The following is a 21,938-nucleotide window of genomic DNA, read 5'->3' on the forward strand; positions in this document are numbered from 1 at the left end:
GGATGAATGATTGGTTAAATCGAAAAAGCTTCGCTTGTGGGCGATGGTCGCGTTTCTGTCGGTGTTCATGTTGAGCATTCCGCTGGCGATGGCTGAACCCGGGCATCAACCGGAAATGTTAACCGTTTCGGTTGCCAAACAAATTGCTGATCAATATTTAAAAGAACACGCAAGTTCGTATCATCTGAAGTCAGATTTATCCGAATTGAAATATTCAACCACGATTACAACCCCTTTGGCGGATTATGTCAGATACCAACAGGTCATCGGCAACCATCCTGTGTTTACGAACCAGGTGGTAGTGACGGTCAGCCGGGCGGGCAAAGTGCAACTGGTCGTATCCGATTTTAAACCGGCGCGGGAAGTGCAAAAAATCCCGTCCAAGCAAATTTCCCAGGAAGAAAGAACAGACCGGGCGTTTGAACAGATCGGTGCCAAAGATAAAGAAACCTGGGGACCGACGAAACAAGAATTCGGCTATCTCGTGCAAGACGGACAGGCGATTCCGGTTTACCGCGTCGTCGTCCATTCCGTCAACCCGTTTGGAGCATGGGAGACCTATTTGCGAGCCGGCGACGGCAAGCTGTTGGCAAAAAGGGATTTGAACCGGCATGCCACCGGCTCCGGCAAAGTTTTTCTGCCCAACCCGGTAGAGACAGCGCGGTCCGTTTCCGGTCTTTCTGATCGGAACGATGCCGACTCCCCGGCGCTGGATGCACAATTGAAACCCGTGATTCTCCAGGGGCTGGACGGATCCGGCAACTTAAAAGGCCAGTTTGTGAACATTCAATCGCGATCAAAAACATTTTCTCAAACTCTTACCTTTAATTATACCCGGAATCAAAACAGCTTTGAGGATGTGATGGCTTACTACCATCTGGATACGATAATCCGGTATATTCACGGGCTTGGCTTTACCAATGTGATGAACGGAACGATCACGGCCAATGTGGATACCTATAAAGAGGATAATTCCTTTTATTCGCCGACGAAAAAAGATCTTACCTTTGGCACCGGTGGCGTGGATGACGCAGAGGATGCCGGTGTGATTGTTCATGAGTTGGGTCATGCGATCCAAGACAATCAGGTTCCCGGCTTTGGAAACAGCGAAGAAGGAGGAGCGATGGGCGAAGGTTTTGGCGATTACATGGGAGCCACCTACGAGGATGCCCTGACGCAGGATGATTTCGGAAAAGCCTGTGTGGCGGAGTGGGATTCGACCGCGTATTCCTCGGGCAACCCGCCTTGCTTGCGCCGTCTCGATACCAACAAAGTATATCCGGACGATCTGCAGGGAGAGGTTCATGCCGACGGGGAAATTTGGTCCCAGGGGTTGTATGAGATGGCTCAGGCATTTGGGCGGGATGTGGCCACCAAGATCATTTTGCAATCGCATTGGTCATTAACGCCAAACGCGACTTTCCACGATGGTGCAAAAGCGATCAAACAAGCGGATGTGATCTTGTTCGGAGGGATGCACGGGGCGAAAATTGACCAAATCTGGGCGGCGCGAGGAATCTCCACTCAATAGGATGGAAATCTATTTGCGTGAACGAAAATTGATCTGGATTTCCTTTATGGATGACCTGAGGGGAAGGGATGGGACGGGAGAGACGGAAGCATCTGTGTCATTCTCTGCTTCATTCTCCGGTTCTTCATTTTCAAACAGATGGCCCATAAACAGCCATTCCGGATGAATCATTCCCATGGCAACGGGCAAATAGCGGGTCCAATATGTTTTTTCGTCCGGCTTGCTCATGGGAATCCCTCCTTCGGCTCTTACCATAAGATATGCGGTTGAACGCTTGAATTATGAGAAGAGGAAAAAAATGGGCGACCCTTTGGCGGGCCGCCTTTTTAATCGTTTTTGTCGAAGCGAAGCCATTTGGGATAGTGATTTTTTAACAGCCCTCCGGACACTTTTCCCCAACCCAGCGGGAAATGGTCGACTGTGACGAGCGTCCATCCCTTGCTTTGAGCGGAGGGAAGGGTTTCACCTTGAAGGTAGCGCAGCAAGTCGGGGTCATCGACGGTGAAGTTGCATTGCCTTTTCACCATCTGCGGATCCAGCGACAAAGCCAAGGCGTGAGAAGGGACAAAGTGATTCTTTTTGGCCTGTCCCAGGTAGCGCCCAGGGCGTTCCACCCGGAGTCCTTTCAGCGAAGGGATGTCAACAGGAACGTAATATAAGTGTTCACCGTACAGGGTGAAAGTGCCATTTGACAAAAAGTTTGTATCCGTCAACGTTTCACTGGCGAACCGTTCCCACAGCTTTCGGGCTTGTGCATGGACGGGAGGCCATTTGCCGGGGCGTTTTTTACTTCCTTCCGCTGTTGTCTCTTTTTGCAATACAGCGACAAAATGCCCTTCTCCACGAAGGTGATGCGGCCAGAGGCGGGCGGCTTTGACCAGTTTATTGTCTGCCTCCCTGATCCAATCGGGCCTGCCGGAACGATAATATTGCCGCTGTGGAACCGGAATCAGTTTAAAATCAGGATGAAGCTGGAGAAACCGCCAAATCAGCTCTTCATTTTCACGGGGGTTAAATGTGCATGTCGAATAGACAAGACGTCCCCCGGGGCGAAGCATCGGTGCGGCCGCCTCAAGAATTTCCAGTTGCAGGTCGGCGCACTTTTCCGTCGCCCGAATGCTCCAGCGCTCACATGCATCGGCGTCCTTGCGGAACATTCCTTCACCGGAACAGGGGGCATCGACCAAAATCCGGTCGAAATAACCGGAAAATCGCTCCGATAAATGGCCGGGATTCTCATTCAGCACGACCGCATTGGTCACACCGCAGCGCTCCAGATTTTCCACCAGCGCCTTAATTCGTTTTGCGTCTATTTCATTGGCGACGAGGATCCCTTTCCCTTTCATTTTGGCGGCAATCTGTGTTGTCTTGCCTCCTGGAGCGGCACAAAGATCCAAAATGTTTTCCCCGGGCTGGGGTTCAAGGGCTTCTGCCGGTGCCATTGCGCTGGCATCCTGGATATAATAAAGACCTGCAGCATGATAGACGTGTTTGCCCGGCCGGTCAAGCTCGTGATTGTAATAAAATCCTTCCGGGCACCAGGGAACGGATTCAAGATGGAAAGGCACCCGTACTTTCAGTTGCTCCGGAGATGTTTTCAAGATGTTGACACGCAAGCTGCGGGTAGGCGGCTCTTCATAGGTATGGTAAAAAGATGGGTATTCCTCTTGTAACAGTTGTTTCATTTGTTCCAGATAATCAACAGGGAGTGAAACCATTGTTGTCCTCCTTTGGGCAGTACCCAAAAATGGTCGGGAACATTTCGCATTCAAGCTTGTGCCATTATACCACAAATGGATTCCAAACATTAGTGGCGGGAGGGAAGCCGAAATGGATATTCCAAAATTTCCGGAACTGCCTCCTTTGACGCAGGAGCAGATGGAGGAAATCACGAAATTGACATTTCTGCATCGTGACCGCTTTGACTATGAAAAACCGTTTGATTTGCTTTTTGTCTTCGGCGGTTCCTATCCGATGATCTGGGAGACGGCGAAGAAGGCTTACGATCAGGGGTTGGCACCGTTGATTCTAGTGACGGGAGGATATAAGGAGGGAGCGACCAGACACGAAAGCTGGACTTACGGCAAAACTCCCGAATCCCACGTGATCAGGCAGAAGTTAATGGAGCTCGGGGTACCGGGCGAATGCATTTTCATCGAGGACCGGTCGGCCAATTCCTTGGAAAACGTGCTGTTTGCCAAGGAGATATTCGATTTTACCCGAATCCGGCGGCTTCTGTTTGTGTGCAAGGCTTATGCTGCCGGACGGCAATGGCGGACCCTGCGTCGGCATCTGCCCGGCGATCTGTATTGCGCCCCGTATCCGGCTTATACTTCGATCAATCAGGAGGCTGTGACTGAAACGGGTTGGATGAACCGGCCTGATCACCGGCAGATCGTCTATGGAGAGTATTTGCGGATTTTGTACTATGGCCGAAAAGGGGATATTATCCCGGTTGAGCAATCCATTCCGGGATTGCCTCTTCCCGGTGAGGACGGGAGGGGAGAACAGAAGAAGGATTGGCCTTGACAGTGTCAAGTTTCCAACCCTTCTTGTTCGCGAAGACGGAGTTCGGATTGCAACTCGTCGAGCAGGGCAACATATTTTTCTGTATTCCCCATCTTCTTCCAACATTCTGACAGATTGAGCAGTGATTTTTCCTTTTGCCGGGAGAAATTATATTGTGTGCTTATTTCCAGAGCCTCTTCATAGGGGGTGATCGCCTTGGCATATTCGTCTGTTTCCAGATAATAATCGCCCAGTGCCATTAACGATTCGCAGAAGCGGTGTGCATCATTATATTTTCTTCCCCTGTTCACCGCCATATTCAAACAGTTGAACGATTGTTCCCATTCTCCCCTTTTTCCGTACAGTTTGCCCAGTTGGGTCAAGGTGGAGACGAGAACATATTTCTTATCCTTCAATTTATTCTCCAACCGGAGCGCCAGTTGATAACAGTTTTCCGCCGTTTGCAGATCACCGGCATTCTGCAGGATATTGCCCCATACCGTCAACAGGCGGACCGCTTGTTCATGCGTTCCGTTTGCCCTGGCGATGTATAAGCCTTCTTTGGCAAAGGTGAGGGCGGTTTGAAATTTTTTCTTCTGGTTTAACAATGTCGCTCTCAGTTCATACATATTGAGTTTGACATCCAGGCGATTTATATTTTGGATCGAGGCCCATAGTTCATCGAGGGTTTGCAAAGCTTCATCCGTGCGGTACAATTTTTCCAGATAGGAAACTTTTCCAATTAATAATTCATATTGCAATTCTTGGCGGTCTCCGCTCTTGATGAACACGTTCAGCCCTTTATTAACAAAATCGAGTGCTTTATTCAGGTTATTATCCCGCAAATAGTAGATTCGCCCCAGTTCGTTGAAACAGGCAGCTTTAATATTATTTTCGTTCATGGTGCCTTTCCCGGAATCAATCAATTCGATTGCTTGGTTTATATATTTTTCTGCTGCTTTTAAGTTATTTTTCTTCATGTAACATAAACCTTTTAAGTAAAGGATGATATCCATAAACTGCCCCTTGCTCTCTTGTTGCAACATGCGCAACCGTTCCAGGGCACCGTCGCAATCGAGATTGATGCAGGTTTCGATCAGAAACAACAGGTTTTCGATCTGGCTTCGGTTTTCCCGTTCTTTATTGATGAGTGAAGGAAGATCCTCAATATCAAACCCGAGTTTTTGGCAGTAGTAAATGCGATTTTGCGGTTTGACTGTTGGAACACCGCGTTCAATGCTGCTGATGGTGGCGAAGGAGATGCGATGATCTTCCAAGTCCTTGAGACGGAACCCTTTTTCCTTTCGGATTCTTCGGAGAGCTTCGCCCAAGGATTTCAAATCTTGTGCATTCACTTAAAATCACCTCTCCGCTTTTATCATATTGGTTCCTGTTTCGTTTGTCTATATTTTAGACGAAAAAGAGGTTCAAATTTGATGTTTTTAAAAAAAATGAATTTAAAAATCCGTATTTAATCAAATTGCACAGGTATGAACGGTAAGATTTAAAAAAAGAGAGGGAGGTTTAAGACAACGATTCGATTGGAAGAAACAGGAAACGATGAAATTGCAAGAAGAGATTTAATATTTTTCCGCTTGCAGTATCTAAAAAGGAAGGCATTGCAGGGAGAAAATGAAAAGGGGAGGATTATCGCAGATTGGCCTTCATTAATGAAAAGGAAGAGGGATAACGGCATCGGCAGTTTCCCATGCTTCCTTTTTACGGCCAAACGCTGATCATCCTCCCAGGGGAAATGTTACGGGGATTGGTTAATAGTTAACCCAGCCCATGCCCAGGCCGGTTGTCCGTTTTACCATGATCCGGTATTTTCCTGCCTTGAGTTTGGGATAAAAGTTGTAGCCGACAAAATCACTCCCGCCTGGATTTGGCGGTTCTGTGGCCAGCTTGTGATGGGTGCGCACCAAGTTTCCGTGCTCATCATAAATGTCAAAAATGACTTCGGCCACTCCCTCTTTGTTGAAAAAGAGTTTTCCGGTGATGTTGTCGTCTTTACCGTCAAAATCGAAATATTTTCCTCCGTTGATCCATCCGCTGGTACCCTCAAACTGAATCTCGTCACTGTGCGGATTTACATACTCTGCCGCAGCATGTGCATCAGAGATTGAACCAAAAGCCAGAGTCAAAGATAAACCGGCGGCTGCCAAACAGAAACCGCAACGTTTCAACCAAGTTGTTTTCACTTCCATTCACTCCTGCCATTGATGAGTGCTTCTCTATTATTATATGAGAGCCCGTTTCAGGAAAAAAGGGAAAAGGACTCTTCCATTTGTCTCCTTTTTCGTGATAGCGGATGCCTGGTCAGAGGAGGCGGATTTCTTCGGTTTCATGTCAAGTCATGATAGGGATGCCCGCTGCCCGATCACCTGCTCCGCGGCGCTTTTTCCGGCGACATATCCCGTGCAGGTGGCAGCTGTGATGTTATAACCGCCGGTATAGCCATGAATGTCCAGAATTTCGCCGCAAAAATATAAGCCTTGCATTTTTTTGGATTGCATCGTTTTGGGATCAATTTCTTTTACATGGACGCCGCCCCCGGTGACAAATGCTTTTTCCAGGGACAATGTTCCGTTGATGGCCAGGGTAAAATGCCGGGCTGTCTGGCAGAGTTTTTCCAGCTGTTCACGGGAGAGATGGGAGCAGGTCAAGTCCCCGGAAATCTCCGCCCGCTCGGTGAGCACAGGGATCATCCGGTCGGGAAGAAAGGGTTTCAGGGCGTTGCGCACGGTTTTTTTGGGCTGTTTTCGGCAAACTTTTCCCCATTCTTGTTCCAGTTGATCAGGTCTGACATCCGGAAAAAGATTGATTGCCAAAGGGATGGAAGGCGTTCCGAATTTCTTCAGTGCTTTCACGACAAACTGGCTGCAGCGAAGCGCGGCGGGACCGGAGAGCCCGAAATGGGTGAAGAGGACATCACCGCGATGTTCGACCAGTTTTTTTCCCTTTGGGTTGTAGACGGTTAACACTACATCGCGAAGGGACAAGCCCTGCAATATTTTGTTTTTAATCAGGGGTTCCGCGGACGTAAGCGGGACTTCAGTGGGAAAAAGTTCGGTAATCGTGTGGCCCGCTTCGGTTGCCCACGCATATCCGTCACCGGTCGAACCGGTATGGGAGGCGGCTTTCCCGCCTGTCGCCACGATGACGGCAGGGGCAAAAAAAGATTGCCCGTTCCGGCATTCAACGCCTTTTACTTTCCCCCCTTCATAAAGGATGCGCTTGACCGGCAGATTGACGCGAATTTCCGTGCCGACGGCTTTCACTTTTTTGATAAAAGCCTGGACTACCGATTTGGCGCTGTCTGTGACCGGAAACATCCGCCCGTTGTCCTCCTCTTTCAGACTGACCCCCAAATCTTCAAAAAAGCGGATGATGTCACGGTTGTTAAAAATGGAAAAGACGCTGTACAAAAAGCGCCCGTTTCCGGGAATATTCCGGATCAGTTCATCAATTTCTTTATTGTTTGTCACATTGCACCGCCCGCCACCGGAAATGGCCAGCTTTTTACCCAGTTTTTCGCCTTTATCCAACAGCAGGACCCTGGCCCCGTGCATTCCAGCCGAGGCGCTTGCCATCAAACCGGCGGGGCCGCCGCCAATGACAATAACATCGTAGTTCATATCATAGCTCCTTTTAATTCAGCTTAAGGTATGGATTAGAAAGTTGGAACGAAGCAGGTGCCCCTGTCAAAAATCGCTTCCTTGGAAGTTGCCATCTGCTGAGTTCATTTCGTTGTTTCGGCTACAGGATTCAGTTTAACACAGAACGAGGCAACGCTATGCGAAACTTCCCGGTTATGAGAGACTTCGGATTCCCGCGCCGGTTTGGCATTTGCCTTGCGATCGTCATTTCAGACGCCTTTGCTCCTGTCGGATGCTTGCCTGGTCAGAACGGAGACAGACGCTTCTGAGGTTGGAATTTGTAAATCTGACCGTATGTGAAGAAAGAGGAGTCCGATCTTTTCGTGCAAGGAATGGAGATCATTTTTTAACTCTTCTGACATCTCATTTGTTTGTGCGGAGGCAGGATCGTGCAGTTTCAGATCAATGGAGTGCAACATCTGCCGGATGTCCAGGACATCTTGGAGGATCTGGTCAGGCAGAAGCCAGAGGTGATCATGAATGAACCGTTCCCATTTCAGGCTGTTCATGAGGATATATTTTGCATGCCTGTTTTGGTTGGATTCGTTGATGATCCGGGTGTTAAAGTAGAGACCGATGACAAAGGTTAAAGCGGTGACAATCGCGGAAATGACCGAAGCAATCACTTCTCCATCCGGCTTGATTAAAAGTAATGAAATGATTAACAAAGAGATCGTGGCAATTCTTTCGATATGGGAATGGAACTGAGGAAAGCGCTGCCCAAACAGGCTGAAATAGACCAAAGCACAGCCGATCAAGCCCAAAATTAACATATCATAACTCAGTTTTTGCAATACTTCAGGGTCATGACTGACGAGAAATAAGATGGCAGCGATGCATACAGCCATAATCATAATGAGATATCCCAGCCATTTTAAAATTTTGAAATACATCTCTTTCCCCCGTTTTCTTAAAAATTGGTTTCAGATCGGCGCGTGGTGCACTCGCTCCCTGATCAATGCTTAAGTTTTCATTCCGGGATTGAGCCGGCATTCTTGATCGTGTCCCGGCATTTCAAGCATATCATTGGATGGATTGCAAACATATAGTGGTGAAGACGGAATATCGCATGCAAATCCCTTTTTCATTTTCGGCAGAACATAAAATTGAGGTTTAAAAAAGCGGGAAAATTAGATAAAATAATTTTGAGTGATCATAAAATATATTCTAAATAGTTATACCCCATTCTTGAATGACTGTTCAGTCAGCAAAGGAGGGCGTTCTCATGGCTGGGACAGAAAGAATTTGGCTCAAGCATTATCCTCCAGAGGTGCCGGCTAAACTGAATTATCCCGATATCCCCATTACCCGCTTCTTAATTGACGCGGCTAAGGATTTTCCTGATCGCGATGCAGTTATTTTTTTGGGAAAACGCCTCACTTTCAGTCAGCTGCTCGACCAGGTATACCGCTTTGCAAATGCCTTGAAATCATTGGGGGTTAAAAGAGGAGAGCGGGTCGGCATCATGCTTCCCAATTCACCCCAGGCGATTATCGCCTATTATGCGACGCTTTTTTTGGGAGCAGTCGTCGTCCAGATCAACCCGCTCTATATGCGAAAAGAGTTGGAGCATCAATTAAAGGATTCTGGGACCGAAACGATTGTTTGTCTTGATGCCGTCCTGCCGAAGGTCAGGGAAGTAGAACCGGTCACTGAACTGAAAAGAATCATTGTGACCGGGATCAAAGATTATCTTCCGTTCCCGAAAAATTGGCTGTTTGCGTTAAAATCAAAAATAGATGGGACATCGGTCAAGGTGGAATACAACGATCACGTTCATTCTTTTGTCAGGCTGCTAAAGAAAGCGCTTCCCAAGCCGGTTGATGCCGTGTACGAGTCGGGGGACGACCTGGCCCTGTTGCAATATACCGGCGGAACGACGGGCTTGGCCAAAGGCGCCATGCTGACCCATCGCAATTTGGTCGTCAATTGTTTACAGGCGGAAGCATGGCTGTACAAAGCGAAAAGGGGAAAGGACAAGATCCTGGGCGCTTTGCCGTTCTTTCATGTCTATGGCATGACGGTGGTGATGAATTTTGCAATTCGGCTGGCATCCACCATTATTTTGGTGCCCAAGTTTGACAGAGATTTGATTTTGCAATTAATTAACAAATACCGACCTACATATTTTCCCGGGGCACCAACCATGTATGTGGGGCTGATCAATCATCCCTCAATTGATCAGTACGATCTGTCGTCGATCGAGGCATGTCTCAGCGGGTCTGCCCCACTGCCGGTCGAAGTGCAGGAACAGTTTGAAAAGCTGACCGGAGGAAGGCTGCTGGAAGGTTACGGAATGACGGAAACTTCACCTGTGACCCATTCCAATCTCGTCTGGGAACGCGTGAAAAATTCGACGATCGGGTTGCCATGGCCGGATACGGATGCGCGCATTGTAGATCCCGAGACTGGCGAGGTGCTGCGGCCCGGAGAAGTGGGAGAGTTGCAAGTGAAAGGGCCTCAGGTGATGAAAGGATATTGGAACCGGCCGGAAGAGACAAAGCAAGTATTGAAAGACGGCTGGTTAAGCACGGGAGATATCGGGCGCATGGATGAAGACGGCTACTTTTATATTATCGACCGGAAGAAGGATACGATCATTGCCGGCGGCTTCAATATCTATCCGCGCGAAGTGGAGGAAATCCTGTTTGAGCATCCGGCGATTGAAGAGGCGTCGGTTGTCGGTGTGCCCGACCCGTATCGGGGGGAGACGGTGAAAGCTTTCATCGTGCTGAAAAAAGGACAGCAGGTGACGGAAGATGAGCTGAACCAGTTTTGCCGGGCCCGACTTGCCAGTTACAAGGTTCCGCGTTTGTATGAATTCCGCGATGAACTGCCCAAATCTTCCGTTGGCAAAGTATTGCGCCGCGTTTTGGTTGAAGAGGAAAAAGTGAAGTTGCAACAAAAAGCGCAGTAATTCCAGAAAATGCCAGAAGGAAAAGTCAAATAATACGTTTAATTATAACCTGTAAAATGTGTATAAATGCATTGACAATTGAGAAGTATTAACCTAAACTTAAATTGAATGAATAGTCATTCATCGTAAAATACTGAGAGGATTTGAGCCATGGCTAAACGGACCGGAGAAAAGTATGAAGCGATCATTGAGGCTGCCATTCGCGTGATCGCGAAATATGGCTATCACAATGCACAGGTGTCAAAGATCGCCCGTGAAGCCAAGGTGGCAGACGGTACCATTTACTTATACTTTGAAAACAAAGATGATGTACTGATCTCTTTGTTCAGTGAAAAAATGGGTTCTTTCATCACCAAGGTTGAAGAGGAGCTCAAACAGATTAAATCCCCCTCAGATCAGCTCTATAAACTGATTCAACTTCATTTTCAGCATTTGGAGCGGGATCATGAGCTCGCCCTTGTCACCCAGATCGAATTGAGGCAGTCCAATCCTGAAGTGCGCAAGGGGATTGGGGAGATCTTGAAAAGGTATTTGAATGTGATTGACCAGATCATCGAGCGTGGTATCGAAACAGGCATTTTCCGCAGCGATCTCGATGTGCGCATCACAAGGAAAATGATTTTCGGGACGTTGGATGAGACGGTGACATCATGGATTATGAACAACCATAAATACAGTTTGCTCGATCAAGTGGATGAGATTCACCGTTTGTTCATCTCTGGTATGGGGGATTAAAGAAAATCTTCGCGTAAGGTTAGGGGGAGAGTAACCATGAACATCCTTGTTTGCCTCAAACAGACTTTTGACACCGAAGAGCGCATTACCATTGAGAATGGCCGCATCAGCGAAGACGGGGTGGAGTTTGTCATCAACCCTTATGATGAATATGCCGTGGAAGAAGCCATTCGCCTCAAGGAGAAGCACGGCGGCGAGGTGACGGTGATCACGATCGGGCCGGAGCGCGCGGAACAAGCTTTGCGCACGGCGATGGCGATGGGTGCTGACAAAGGGGTGATCGTGGACATCGAAGAATTGGAAGAAGAGCCGGATGAACATACCATTGCAAAAATCCTGGCTGCCACCATCAAGGAAGAGGATCTCGCCTTCGATATTATCCTGTGCGGTTATATGGCCGTGGATGACGGCTCGGCACAAGTGGGGCCGCGTTTGGCAGAGCTTTTGGAAATCCCCCATATTTCCACTATTACCAAGCTGGATATCGATGGGAACAAAGTGTCGGTGGAAAAAGATGTGGAGGGGGATGTCGAGCTGATTGACTCCAGTCTTCCGATCCTGGTCACGGCCCAACAGGGGCTGAACGACCCGCGTTATCCTTCGCTTCCGGGTATTATGAAAGCAAAAAAGAAACCGCTTACGCGCTTGGAATTGGATGATCTCGATCTGGACGAAGAAGAGATCGCTGCCAAAACGGAAACGATCGATGTCTTCCTTCCGCCGAAAAAACAAGCGGGGAAAATCCTGCAAGGGGATATTAAAGACCAAGCAAAAGAACTGGTTCAACTGCTTAGGAACGAAGCGAAAGTGATTTAACAGCGAGGGGGAACGAATTCATGAGCAGAAACGTACTTGTGTTGGCCGATGTCCGCGATGGCAAATTGCGCAACGTGAGTCTGGAATCCCTGGCGGCAGCCCGTAAAGTGGCAGAAGGAGGGAGCGTGACAGCCGCCGTGTTTGGCAGCTTTGCCAAAGACCTGGTTGATCCGCTTGCCGAGCATGGGGCTGACAAAGTACTCGTCGTTACCAATCATGAATTGGATCAGTATACGACCGATGGTTATTTCGCCGCCTTTAAAAAGGTGATTGAACATATAAACCCGGATGTGATCTTCACCGGGCATACCGCCGTCGGCAAAGATCTGTCCCCGCGAATTGCGGCACGCTTGGGATTGGGGCTTGTTTCCGACGTGACCAGAGTTGAGCTTGAAGAAGGACGAATCGTCTTTACCCGGCCGATCTATGCCGGAAAAGCGTTTGTGAAGAAAGTGTTCAAAGAAGGTACGGTTTTTGCCACGCTTCGGCCCAACAATATTGAAAAGGGAGAAGCGGATTCAGGGCGCAAGGCCAACGTTGAGGAATTGCGAGTAGATGTACCGGCTGATCTCTTGCGCACCATTGTAAAAGATGTGGTTAAAAAATCGACTGACGGAGTCGATCTTTCCGAAGCGAGAATCATTGTTTCCGGCGGGCGCGGTGTCAAAAGCGCAGACGGTTTCAAGCCGCTGGAGGAATTGGCCAGCCTTCTCGGAGGTGCTGTCGGGGCTTCGCGCGGTGCCTGCGATTCCGGTTATTGTGATTATGCCCTGCAGATCGGGCAGACCGGGAAAGTGGTTACACCTGATTTGTACATTGCATGCGGAATTTCCGGGGCGATTCAGCATCTGGCGGGCATGTCAAACTCCAAAGTGATCGTGGCCATCAACAAAGATCCGGAAGCACCGATATTCCAGGTGGCTGATTACGGGATCGTCGGCGATTTGTTTGAAGTGGTCCCTCTGTTGACAGAGGAGTTTAAAAAACTGCTCGCCCAGAATTAAAAATCATCAGCAATCATTCGCAAGCTGGAGCACAATATGATTATTGTGCTCTTTGCTGTATTGTCACCGTCTGGAATGGTTGTAACTTTTTTTTTTCAAGTGGTATACTATCTCTGTAGAACAGTCTATATGGCTTGTTCGGTTTGCAGGTTTGCAACAGATTATGAGGAGGATTTTTCAAATGGCTATTGTAGAAATTACAGATCAAACTTTTAATAAAGAAGTCGAATCTGCTGATGCCGGTTCGGTATTGGTCGATTTTTGGGCACCATGGTGCGGTCCGTGCCGCATGTTGGCTCCGATCCTGGAAGAAGTGGACGGTGAAATGGGCGATCAGGTGAAAATCGTAAAAGTGAATGTGGATAACAGCCCGGAAACAGCCGGCAAGTTCGGGGTAATGAGCATTCCGACCCTGATGCTCTTCAAAAACGGCGAAATGGTTTCCAAAGCCGTCGGGCTGCAACCGAAAGAACAACTGGTTGCCTGGATTAAAGAGCACATCTAAACCGGAACAAAAGCGATTTATAAGAAAAAATGCCACCAGAGCCAAGCTGGTGGCATTTTACTATTCATCGTCTTTGCGCTCGGTTGACGGGGAATCCGGATCAGATTTCTTAATGGAAAAGGAAACATCCGCATCGTCTGTTGCCGGGGCGGCAGGTTCGGCCTCCACATTGACAATCAATGGGCGCAAATATTTATGATATCGATAGGCGATCATCAAAGTGATGATCATCATGATGAACGGAGTGATTGCGATCTGGAGCAGGAACTGAATCAGCTCCATCACAGCGAGCACACCCTGATTTCCCGAATTTCCGAGAAAGACGAAGACAAAGCTGACCAGTAAGTAAACAACCACGATTGCAACAGTCAACAACATGGCGAAGAAGAAACTTCCAAACACCCGGCCGAACGCTTTGGTGAAAAGCCGGAAGGATTTTTTGAGTGATAAGATCATCAGTATCTTCGCTGATCAGAATATAGGGAGCATGCATGAAGGCCAGGCCCAAAATGAAGAAACCGATCAGTCCGATCAGAATCAATAATGCGCCGATGACAGGCGAATTCATCCCGGCTGCGATAATTCCGATTAACAGCAGCAAGCCTGGCACGAGATATGCTAAACTAGACAAGAGGTATACGAGAAAGGCTTTCAGCATGTATTTGAAGCCTTTGCTGAAATATGTAGAGATGTCTGATTTGTTTTCCGCGACAGCCTGGACGGCGACGCTGATCGACCCGGCGTTTTGAAATGCTTCGAGAAGCAAGTACAAAATCCCGCCGATGAGCAGAAACAGGAGCAGGATCAATAACGTGCCGGACGAGAAAAAGGAATCGAGCATCGGGATGATCTCGTCACCGGTCATGGTGTCCAGACTGATTCCCGATGGCAGTGATCCGACCAGGAGAGCACCGCCGACAATCATGAGCGCAAAGAAGAAGAGAACAAAAATAAAGGCTCCAACAATGCCGACCGCAAGCGATCCGACCAGGTTGGAGAGCCATACTTTGACTCCGTGCTGACGCAGAATATCGGAAAAACGTAACACGAAGAAAATTCCTCCTTTAGTTAAGATAAGATAAATATACCATGTTTGCATATCTAGATAACCAATAATATTTTAAAGTTTTTTATATGTTGAAAGAGGGGTATCATGGGACTGATTCAGGATAAGCTGGCTCTTTTGCCCGAGCAACCGGGATGCTACCTGATGAAAAATAAAGATGGGGAAATTATTTATGTCGGCAAGGCAAAGAGCTTGAAAAACCGGGTTCGTTCTTACTTTACCGGCAGTCATGACGGAAAAACGCAACGATTGGTCATGGATATCGCCGATTTTGAATATATCGTGACCGGCAGCCCTCTGGAAGCTCTCATCTTGGAGTGCAATCTGATCAAGAAGCACCGGCCGCGTTACAATATCATGCTGAAGGATGACAAGTCTTACCCTTACCTGCGCCTGACCAAGGAGCGTCACCCGCGCCTGGAAGTGACGCGAAATCTGAAGAAAGACGGTTCACGGTATTTTGGCCCTTATCCCCATGCAGGGGCGGCGCAGCACACCAAAAAATTACTTGATCGCTTGTTTCCGCTCAGAAAGTGCAAAACGATTCCCAAACGCGTTTGTTTGTATTACCATATGGGGCAATGCTTGGCTCCCTGTGAATTTGAAGTGAATAAAGAGGAGTATGAAGCGATCACTCAAAAGATTACCCGCTTTTTGAACGGCGGTTATCCGGAACTGAAGCGGGAGCTGAAGAAAAAGATGGAAGAAGCAGCCGAAAGGCTGGAGTTTGAGCGGGCCAAAGAGTACCGGGATCTGCTCCGGGATATTGAGGCGACGATGGAGAAGCAAAACATTGTCTTTCAGGATCAAATTGATCGTGACGTGTTTGGTTATGCGGCCGAAAAGGGGCTTATGTGTGTTCAGGTCTTTTTCGTGCGCCAGGGGAAATTGATCGAGCGCGAAGTTTCCATTTTCCCTCACCATCAAGAGCCGGAAGAGGATTTTTTGACGTTTGTCGCCCAGTTTTACCACGAAATGCCCGGCCTGCCGAAGGAGATTCACCTGCCACAGGGAATCGATCTCGAACTGTTACAGGGTCTTTTGCCCGAGGTTCACGTGCAGATTCCGCAGCGCGGGGTGAAGGCAAATCTGGTGAACATGGCGATGGAAAATGCACGGATCGCTCTCAAGGAGCGGTTCCAACTGATGGAAAGAGACGAAGAGAAAACCGTCCGCGCCCTGGAGAATTTGGCAGAAGTTCTTGGCATCGGATTGCCGCGCCGCATTGAAGCTTTTGACAACTCCAACATTCAGGGAACCGATCCCGTTTCAGCGATGGTGTGCTTCATTGACGGAAAACCGGCGAAAAAGGAGTACCGAAAGTTTAAAATCCGCACAGTCGACCAGCCGGATGATGTGAAAACGATGCGGGAAGTGATCCGGCGGCGCTATACCCGCGTGTTGAAGGAAAATCTTCCGTTGCCGGATCTGATTCTGGTCGATGGCGGAAAGGGACAGATCAACGCGGCGCGTGATGTGCTTGAAAACGAGCTCGGCCTTTATATTCCGTTGGCCGGTATGGTAAAAGACGACAAACACCGGACGGCGGGGCTAATCGCCGGGGATCCGCCGCAAAATGTGAATTTAAAGCGGGGGAGTCAAGAATTTTATCTGATCGGGCGCATTCAGGAAGAGGTTCACCGCTTTGCCATCACCTTCCACCGGCAGACGAGGGGGAAACACCTGCTCGAATCGGCACTGGACAAGATTCCCGGAATTGGGCCCAAGCGGAAGCAGCAACTGTATCGTCATTTTGGCTCCATCGCTAAAATGAGGGAAGCATCCGTCGAGGAGTTTCGCAAAGCGGGAATCGGGGATAAGCTGGCGCATACGATCAAGGAATCACTGCGCAATACAGAGTAACCTGCTCTTTGCATCGCAAGGGGCGGGACTTTTTTATTTCAAACATTTTATGATTATTTTTTTGATAACTTGTATCATTTTTACATTTGCTATATCTTTTTTTTAGGGGATCAATTTCAATTTCTGAAACTTTTTCCTTTTGCCCGCTGGTATAATAGAATTAAACCATTTTGCCGGGAGGTTGCCATGACAGGATCAGATAAGCAGCTACATAAACTGGAGACGATGGATCCGCTTGAATTTTTGGGCCAGTTCACAGGCGGACAGCCTGTTGCCAAACCGCTGGGCCAGTTGGTTTATGACCTGAAAAAAAATTATGCTTTCTCCAATGGTGTGATCAATGCTTTGTTTCAGGTATGCCTGGAGGAAAATGATTATAAAATCGTTCGTTCCCATGTGATGAACATGGCAGAGCGGCTGGGGACGGCAATGGTGCGAACCGCGCAGGATGTTTTTGCTTATCTGCAGGCAGATTCCAGGCAAAGCAAAACCGGGAACAGACAGAAAACGCGAAATTTCGACAGTTTTAACTCTGAATATGTGGAGACCAATATCGCCCTGATTGCCAGACAACTTCATGAAGTGCGCCAGGAAGTGAATATCCGGTTCCAGCAGATTCAAAAACAGCTGGACCGCATCGAAAGCCAGTTGGGGCAATTGACAGATTTGTTTAAATAACGGAAAGCCAAATCCAACGATCGTTATGTTCAACTTTGCATAGCGGTCTTTTTTGCTTTATGGAGAGGGTTGCCCAGGCGAAGGTTTTTTTTGCTTTTTGCAGAACGCCATAAGAGGATATAGAAATTTTCTATCTTGAACTCATCGACTATGCAGGAAAGGAAGGAAAGAATGATGAGAACGGGAGTGGTGATCGGAGGGGGAGTAGCGGGACTTGTTACGGCCATCCAGTTAGCCGCCCGCGGAGTAAAAGTGACGCTCTTTGAAAAAGAAGCGGCCTTGGGCGGGAGATTTCGCTCTGTGCAGGCGGGGGATTACTTTTTCGATACGGGTTCCTCAACGGTTCTGATGCCCTGGGTTTTTGAACGCTTCATGCGTCAGTCAGGAGAGTCTGAGCCATTGCCCTTTGTTCCGCTTGAGGTCAACAGCCGCCATTTTTTTTATAACAAAACCATTGTTGATTTATCGGCAGACCCTGATATTATGGCTGAACAGCTGGACGGGTTTTCACCGGAGGACCGGCAGGGGTTTCTCGATTATCTCACAGAAACAGGCCGGCTCTATGAGACGGTGGAAGAGTGGATGCTGGAAGAGAGCGGAGGGCAGGGCGGTAAACGGTTTTCGGCGAAGTGGCTCAAAGCGTGGTTTTCCATTCATCCTTTTGTTTCCCTCGACTCGTTTCATCGCCGCTTTTTCTCAGATCCCCGTTTGATTGCCATGATGAATCGCTTGGTGACCGGCGGCCGGGTTTCACCCTATGAAGCCCCTTCGTTTCTTTCCTTTATCGCTTATTTGCATCTGGTGCAAGGAACCTGTTTTGTGGAAGGGGGGAGCGGCCGGTTGATTGAGCTGTTGGAGAAACGGGCCAGATCGCTGGGGGTTGCGATTCATCTGAACTGTCCGGTGGAAAGGATTCTTGTCTCCGGCAGCCATGTGGCAGGGGTCCGGGCAAAAGAAGAGAACTGGAGCGCGCAATTGGTGGTTTCCGCCGTTGACAATATACAGACACAAACGGAATTGCTCGAACGAACGAAGGTCAAGCACTCAGACCAGCCGGGCAGTTCCGCTTTTCTCTGCCTGTGGGGCGTCAAGCAGCCGTTTCCTTTTTTGCACCATCACAATTATTTTTATCCGAGCGATTACTGGCGGCATGATATTGACTTGTTTGATCAGCAAAGATGGACGGAGTCGCCCATTATCTATGTGGGGAATCCATCTGCTTCCGGACAGGGGAGAGTGGCGACGGAAAGCCGTTTGCATGTGAAGGTGAACGTGCCGCTTCGGAAGATGGACAATGAGAAGCCGTCTTACACCGCTTATCGCGATCTTTTGCTTTTTCTGCTGGAAAAGGTGTGGGGGTTGAAAGGATTGGAGGAATCCTTGGAAGTGGAAGAGGTATATGGGCCGGATGAGTTGGATTTACGGATTGGTACGCAGGAGGCGGTATCGCCCGGGAAAATGGTCCGTCGTTTCCGGCCCCGGTTCCACGATCCGATCCGGGACCGGCAGATAAAAGGGCTTTACTATACGAGTTCTGTGGCCGATTTTGCCGAAGATCCTTCCTTTGCCGCATTGGGTGGTATTCGGACGGCAAAGCGGATCGAGGAGGATTGGAAGGGGGAAATGAGAGCCGGAGCAGTCAGGTGAGTGCAGCTTTTATAAGATGATGTGCATGATTATTCATTTTTGCTGAGGATCACTCGTGGACACACATGCTGCCGGAAAAAATCGAGCGCCGGTGATTGGAGGCGGCCCTGAAACCGGAACCGAAAGTTGCTTTCATGGAAAAGCATCTTGCAAAATCGCTTGAGACTTGCCCCGATCCAAACATTCTGCGGTGATATTTGCTGCCGTTTGCACGTGAGCGCCGCTGATGGGATCGACAGGGAAAAGGAAATAAATGAGACCAAAATTCTATTATTGCGTATAAATATTGGATATGTTATCATCTGAACAACAATTGAAATGAAATGACTCGCTGATCATGTGGAATAGAGGTGCGGCTTTTATCAGTACTTGTCTGGAGTTCGGGGACGAGGAAGGACAGGGAAAGGAAAATGCCGCCGAAGTTTGTTTTGGGTTGCCGGCCCGAAGCAGGCTGGTACCGTGCCCGAACAGGGGCGGTATTGTCACAGAAGCCACTGCTTTTGTGGAGCGCTAATCCGCAGGGAACGAGCGAACTGGAGCATTGGTAGGTACAAGGCGACAGCTAGCGACTCTCTGCTGTGGCCTTCTGTTTTTTTTTCAGGAGAGTAGTGGATGAGCGAGTACCGAGCAGAGAGGAGAGGAACAATGAGCATCGTCGTGCAAAAATTTGGCGGCACCTCAGTCGGCAGCATCGAGCGCATTCGTGCCGTGGCAGAGATCGTTGCGAAAACGGCGGCAAAAGGACACCAGTGCGTAGTCGTGGTTTCGGCCATGGGGAAATCAACAGACCAGCTTGTCGCAATGGCGAAAGAAATCAGTGAAAATCCTTCACCTAGGGAGATGGACATGCTCTTGACGACGGGGGAGCAAGTGAGCATCGCCTTGCTGTCGATGGCACTGCAGGAAAAGGGGCTGAAGGCCCGTTCGATGACGGGATGGCAGGCCGGGATTGAAACCGATCACGTTCACGGGAAAGCGATGGTTCGCCATGTGAACACGGATGCGATTCTGAACTGCCTGAATCGGGGCGAAGTGGTTGTCGTGGCCGGTTTCCAGGGGCTCTCCCCAAACAGCGAGATCACGACGCTCGGGCGCGGAGGTTCCGACACGACCGCGGTGGTCTTGGCGGCGGCCCTGAAAGCAGAGTATTGCGAGATTTATACTGATGTCACCGGCGTCTTTACGGCTGATCCCCGGATTGTTCCCAGCGCGAGAAAGATGGAAGAGATCTCGTATGAAGAGATGCTGGAGCTGGCGCATTTGGGCGCGGGGGTGCTGCATCCCCGTTCCGTCGAGGCAGCGCTCATCAATCAGGTTGATCTGATCGTGCGCTCCAGCTTTGTCGATGAACCGGGAACTTGGGTGAAGGAGGAAAGCACAATGGAACAGGAATTAAATGTGAGAGGGATCGCTCACGATCTCAATGTGGCCAGGATTAAAGTATTGGGATTGCCCAACCATGAACATACATTAACCCGGTTGTTCAGTCTTCTGGCCGACGCGCACATCAATGTGGATATTATCGTGCAAAGTGAACATGATCAGGAAACCATCGATGTCGCCTTCAGCGTCGCCGAAAACGAGGGAGCGGAAGCAGAGCGGGTTCTGCAAAGCGCCAAAGAGGAGCTGAACTTTGTCAAAATTTTGGCGGAGTCCGGTTTGGCCAAGGTATCGGCGGTAGGGGTAGGCATGATGACCAAGCCGGGGGTTGCCGCCAAAATGTTTTCCTGCTTGAGTGAAGCCGGAGTCCGGGTCAAAATGGTTTCCACATCTGAAATCAAAATCTCGTGCGTAATTGACCGTGAACTTGCAAAAACGGCGGTTCAGCGGCTTCACACTGCGTTTGGGCTGGATGGGCACGAGGAAACGGCGTCGGGAAAAAAGAATTAAACCCTTCCGTTGTGTAAAGATCATTTGACCGGCATTCACCTGGTTGCAGGTGAACCTGCCGGTTTTTTTATGGAATCGGCTTGACTGAAAACAATTGTTTAAGGGATGATTAAAATGATTAAGAAATTGCATTATATATGAAAATATTTTTTTATTCAGATGCCCGTTGCCTTGGAGGTGGAAAGCTTGCTGCGCTACATTTTGGGCCGCATTGTTCAGATGGTGGTTACGCTGTGGGTGATTGCGACCATCACCTTTCTCATGATGAAAGCGATTCCGGGAGACCCTTTTTCAAGCGATAAAAAACTTCCGGAAGAAGTGCTTCACAACCTGCGGGCGTACTATCACCTGGATGAACCCGTTTCGGTTCAATATTTGGTGTATATGAAGGATTTACTCACCTTTGATTTGGGATTTTCGATAAAAGATCAGACCCGGACGGTGAATGACATTATTGCCGACGGTTTTCCGGTTTCCGCGCAACTGGGAGCACAAGCGCTGGTCGTGGCCATCATTGCCGGCGTCATTCTCGGCGCAGTGGCCGCCCTTCGGCAAAATCGCCTGACGGACTATGCGGCAATGGTTATGGCCGTCCTGGGGATTTCGATTCCCAGTTTTGTGTTGGCTCCCCTGCTCCAGAAGTATCTGGGAGTCGAATGGGAATTGCTGCCCGTGGCCAGATGGGAGGGATTCACCTCGACCATCATGCCGACCATCACCCTGGCGGCCTTACCGCTGGCGACCATAACGCGGTTAATGCGCGCGAGCATGGTGGAAGTGCTGACCCAGGATTATATCCGGACCGCCCGGGCCAAAGGGCTGCCACCCGGCCGGGTGATTTTGCGGCATACCCTGCGCAATTCCATCTTGCCGGTGGTGACAATTCTCGGCCCGATTTCCGTAGGGGTATTGACAGGCAGCTTTGTAATTGAAAACATTTTTTCCATGCCGGGAATCGGCCGGTATTTTGTCGACAGCATTTCCAATCGCGATTATCCGATGATCATGGGCATCACCCTGTTTTATTCCGCCTTGCTCATCTTTGTCAACTTTCTGGTGGATCTCGCTTACGGCTGGATTGATCCGCGGATTCAGATCACGAAAAAGGGGGAGAGGTAA

Annotated in this window: 19 protein-coding genes and 1 riboswitch; of the genes, 12 read left to right on the forward strand and 7 right to left on the reverse strand. The window is 49.1% G+C overall.

Features of this window, described 5'->3' with window-relative positions; genetic code table 11:
* Positions 1 to 43: 43 nt before the first annotated feature.
* Positions 44 to 1,531 carry a M36 family metallopeptidase gene (locus JG50_RS0115810; protein ID WP_033102135.1) on the forward strand — a complete coding sequence of 496 codons (1,488 nt, stop codon included), beginning with the start codon at positions 44 to 46 and terminating at the stop codon, positions 1,529 to 1,531.
* 9 nt (positions 1,532 to 1,540) lie between these two features.
* Here the strand turns inward: JG50_RS0115810 and JG50_RS0115815 are convergent, their stop codons facing one another.
* Together JG50_RS0115815 and JG50_RS0115820 are read right to left on the reverse strand one after the other, a co-directional pair.
* Positions 1,541 to 1,759 (reverse strand): hypothetical protein, encoded by a 219-nt coding sequence (locus tag JG50_RS0115815; protein ID WP_033102096.1) that lies wholly within the window; start codon positions 1,757 to 1,759, stop codon positions 1,541 to 1,543.
* Between the two features lie 98 nt (positions 1,760 to 1,857).
* Positions 1,858 to 3,249: an RsmF rRNA methyltransferase first C-terminal domain-containing protein gene (locus JG50_RS0115820; protein ID WP_033102097.1), complete on the reverse strand. Its 1,392-nt coding sequence runs from the start codon at positions 3,247 to 3,249 to the stop codon at positions 1,858 to 1,860.
* A gap of 112 nt (positions 3,250 to 3,361) precedes the next feature.
* Here JG50_RS0115820 and JG50_RS0115825 point away from each other — a divergent pair, with 112 nt between their 5' ends.
* Positions 3,362 to 4,060 (forward strand): YdcF family protein, encoded by a 699-nt coding sequence (locus tag JG50_RS0115825; protein WP_052154401.1) that lies wholly within the window; start codon positions 3,362 to 3,364, stop codon positions 4,058 to 4,060.
* Between the two features lie 5 nt (positions 4,061 to 4,065).
* On the opposite strand, the gene JG50_RS0115830 is transcribed toward JG50_RS0115825, so the two are convergent.
* From JG50_RS0115830 to JG50_RS0115850, 4 genes are all read right to left on the reverse strand, one after another.
* Positions 4,066 to 5,394 carry a helix-turn-helix domain-containing protein gene (locus JG50_RS0115830; RefSeq protein ID WP_033102098.1) on the reverse strand — a complete coding sequence of 443 codons (1,329 nt, stop codon included), beginning with the start codon at positions 5,392 to 5,394 and terminating at the stop codon, positions 4,066 to 4,068.
* Between the two features lie 414 nt (positions 5,395 to 5,808).
* Positions 5,809 to 6,240 carry a hypothetical protein gene (locus JG50_RS0115840; RefSeq protein ID WP_033102100.1) on the reverse strand — a complete coding sequence of 144 codons (432 nt, stop codon included), beginning with the start codon at positions 6,238 to 6,240 and terminating at the stop codon, positions 5,809 to 5,811.
* Between the two features lie 153 nt (positions 6,241 to 6,393).
* Positions 6,394 to 7,677 (reverse strand): BaiN/RdsA family NAD(P)/FAD-dependent oxidoreductase, encoded by a 1,284-nt coding sequence (locus JG50_RS0115845; RefSeq protein ID WP_033102101.1) that lies wholly within the window; start codon positions 7,675 to 7,677, stop codon positions 6,394 to 6,396.
* A gap of 230 nt (positions 7,678 to 7,907) precedes the next feature.
* On the reverse strand, positions 7,908 to 8,591 hold the full coding sequence (locus tag JG50_RS0115850; RefSeq protein ID WP_033102102.1) for a hypothetical protein: 684 nt from the start codon (positions 8,589 to 8,591) through the stop codon (positions 7,908 to 7,910).
* A gap of 332 nt (positions 8,592 to 8,923) precedes the next feature.
* Here JG50_RS0115850 and JG50_RS0115855 point away from each other — a divergent pair, with 332 nt between their 5' ends.
* The 5 genes from JG50_RS0115855 (at position 8,924) to trxA (ending at position 13,675) form a co-directional block, all read left to right on the forward strand.
* On the forward strand, positions 8,924 to 10,615 hold the full coding sequence (locus tag JG50_RS0115855) for an AMP-binding protein (protein WP_033102103.1): 1,692 nt from the start codon (positions 8,924 to 8,926) through the stop codon (positions 10,613 to 10,615).
* Positions 10,616 to 10,765: 150 nt separating this feature from the next.
* Positions 10,766 to 11,350 carry a TetR/AcrR family transcriptional regulator gene (locus JG50_RS0115860; protein ID WP_033102104.1) on the forward strand — a complete coding sequence of 195 codons (585 nt, stop codon included), beginning with the start codon at positions 10,766 to 10,768 and terminating at the stop codon, positions 11,348 to 11,350.
* Between the two features lie 36 nt (positions 11,351 to 11,386).
* Positions 11,387 to 12,166, forward strand: coding sequence for an electron transfer flavoprotein subunit beta/FixA family protein (locus JG50_RS0115865; RefSeq protein ID WP_033102105.1), 780 nt, complete (start codon positions 11,387 to 11,389; stop codon positions 12,164 to 12,166).
* A 20-nt stretch (positions 12,167 to 12,186) separates the two neighbouring features.
* Positions 12,187 to 13,170 (forward strand): electron transfer flavoprotein subunit alpha/FixB family protein, encoded by a 984-nt coding sequence (locus JG50_RS0115870; RefSeq protein ID WP_033102106.1) that lies wholly within the window; start codon positions 12,187 to 12,189, stop codon positions 13,168 to 13,170.
* A gap of 181 nt (positions 13,171 to 13,351) precedes the next feature.
* A complete protein-coding gene (gene trxA / locus JG50_RS0115875; RefSeq protein ID WP_033102107.1) occupies positions 13,352 to 13,675 on the forward strand; it encodes a thioredoxin in 324 nt (107 codons plus the stop codon).
* Between the two features lie 193 nt (positions 13,676 to 13,868).
* Here trxA and JG50_RS0115880 read toward each other — a convergent pair whose 3' ends face one another.
* Positions 13,869 to 14,723: a hypothetical protein gene (locus tag JG50_RS0115880; protein WP_033102108.1), complete on the reverse strand. Its 855-nt coding sequence runs from the start codon at positions 14,721 to 14,723 to the stop codon at positions 13,869 to 13,871.
* A 105-nt stretch (positions 14,724 to 14,828) separates the two neighbouring features.
* Here JG50_RS0115880 and uvrC point away from each other — a divergent pair, with 105 nt between their 5' ends.
* The 5 genes from uvrC to JG50_RS0115905 all read left to right on the forward strand — a co-directional run bounded on the left by uvrC (position 14,829) and on the right by JG50_RS0115905 (position 21,938).
* Positions 14,829 to 16,604, forward strand: a complete 1,776-nt coding sequence (gene uvrC / locus JG50_RS0115885) for an excinuclease ABC subunit UvrC (RefSeq protein ID WP_033102109.1) — start codon at positions 14,829 to 14,831, stop codon at positions 16,602 to 16,604.
* A gap of 186 nt (positions 16,605 to 16,790) precedes the next feature.
* A complete protein-coding gene (locus tag JG50_RS0115890; protein ID WP_033102110.1) occupies positions 16,791 to 17,282 on the forward strand; it encodes a replication initiation and membrane attachment family protein in 492 nt (163 codons plus the stop codon).
* A 171-nt stretch (positions 17,283 to 17,453) separates the two neighbouring features.
* Positions 17,454 to 18,929 carry a phytoene desaturase family protein gene (locus JG50_RS0115895; protein WP_052154402.1) on the forward strand — a complete coding sequence of 492 codons (1,476 nt, stop codon included), beginning with the start codon at positions 17,454 to 17,456 and terminating at the stop codon, positions 18,927 to 18,929.
* Between the two features lie 337 nt (positions 18,930 to 19,266).
* A riboswitch (Lysine riboswitch) is annotated at positions 19,267 to 19,450 on the forward strand.
* A 124-nt stretch (positions 19,451 to 19,574) separates the two neighbouring features.
* Positions 19,575 to 20,819 carry an aspartate kinase gene (locus JG50_RS0115900; protein WP_033102111.1) on the forward strand — a complete coding sequence of 415 codons (1,245 nt, stop codon included), beginning with the start codon at positions 19,575 to 19,577 and terminating at the stop codon, positions 20,817 to 20,819.
* Positions 20,820 to 20,978: 159 nt separating this feature from the next.
* Positions 20,979 to 21,938 (forward strand): ABC transporter permease, encoded by a 960-nt coding sequence (locus JG50_RS0115905; RefSeq protein ID WP_052154403.1) that lies wholly within the window; start codon positions 20,979 to 20,981, stop codon positions 21,936 to 21,938.

The sequence above is a fragment of the Thermoactinomyces daqus genome, assembly GCF_000763315.1.
Classification (GTDB): Bacteria; Bacillota; Bacilli; order Thermoactinomycetales; family Thermoactinomycetaceae; genus Thermoactinomyces_A; species Thermoactinomyces_A daqus.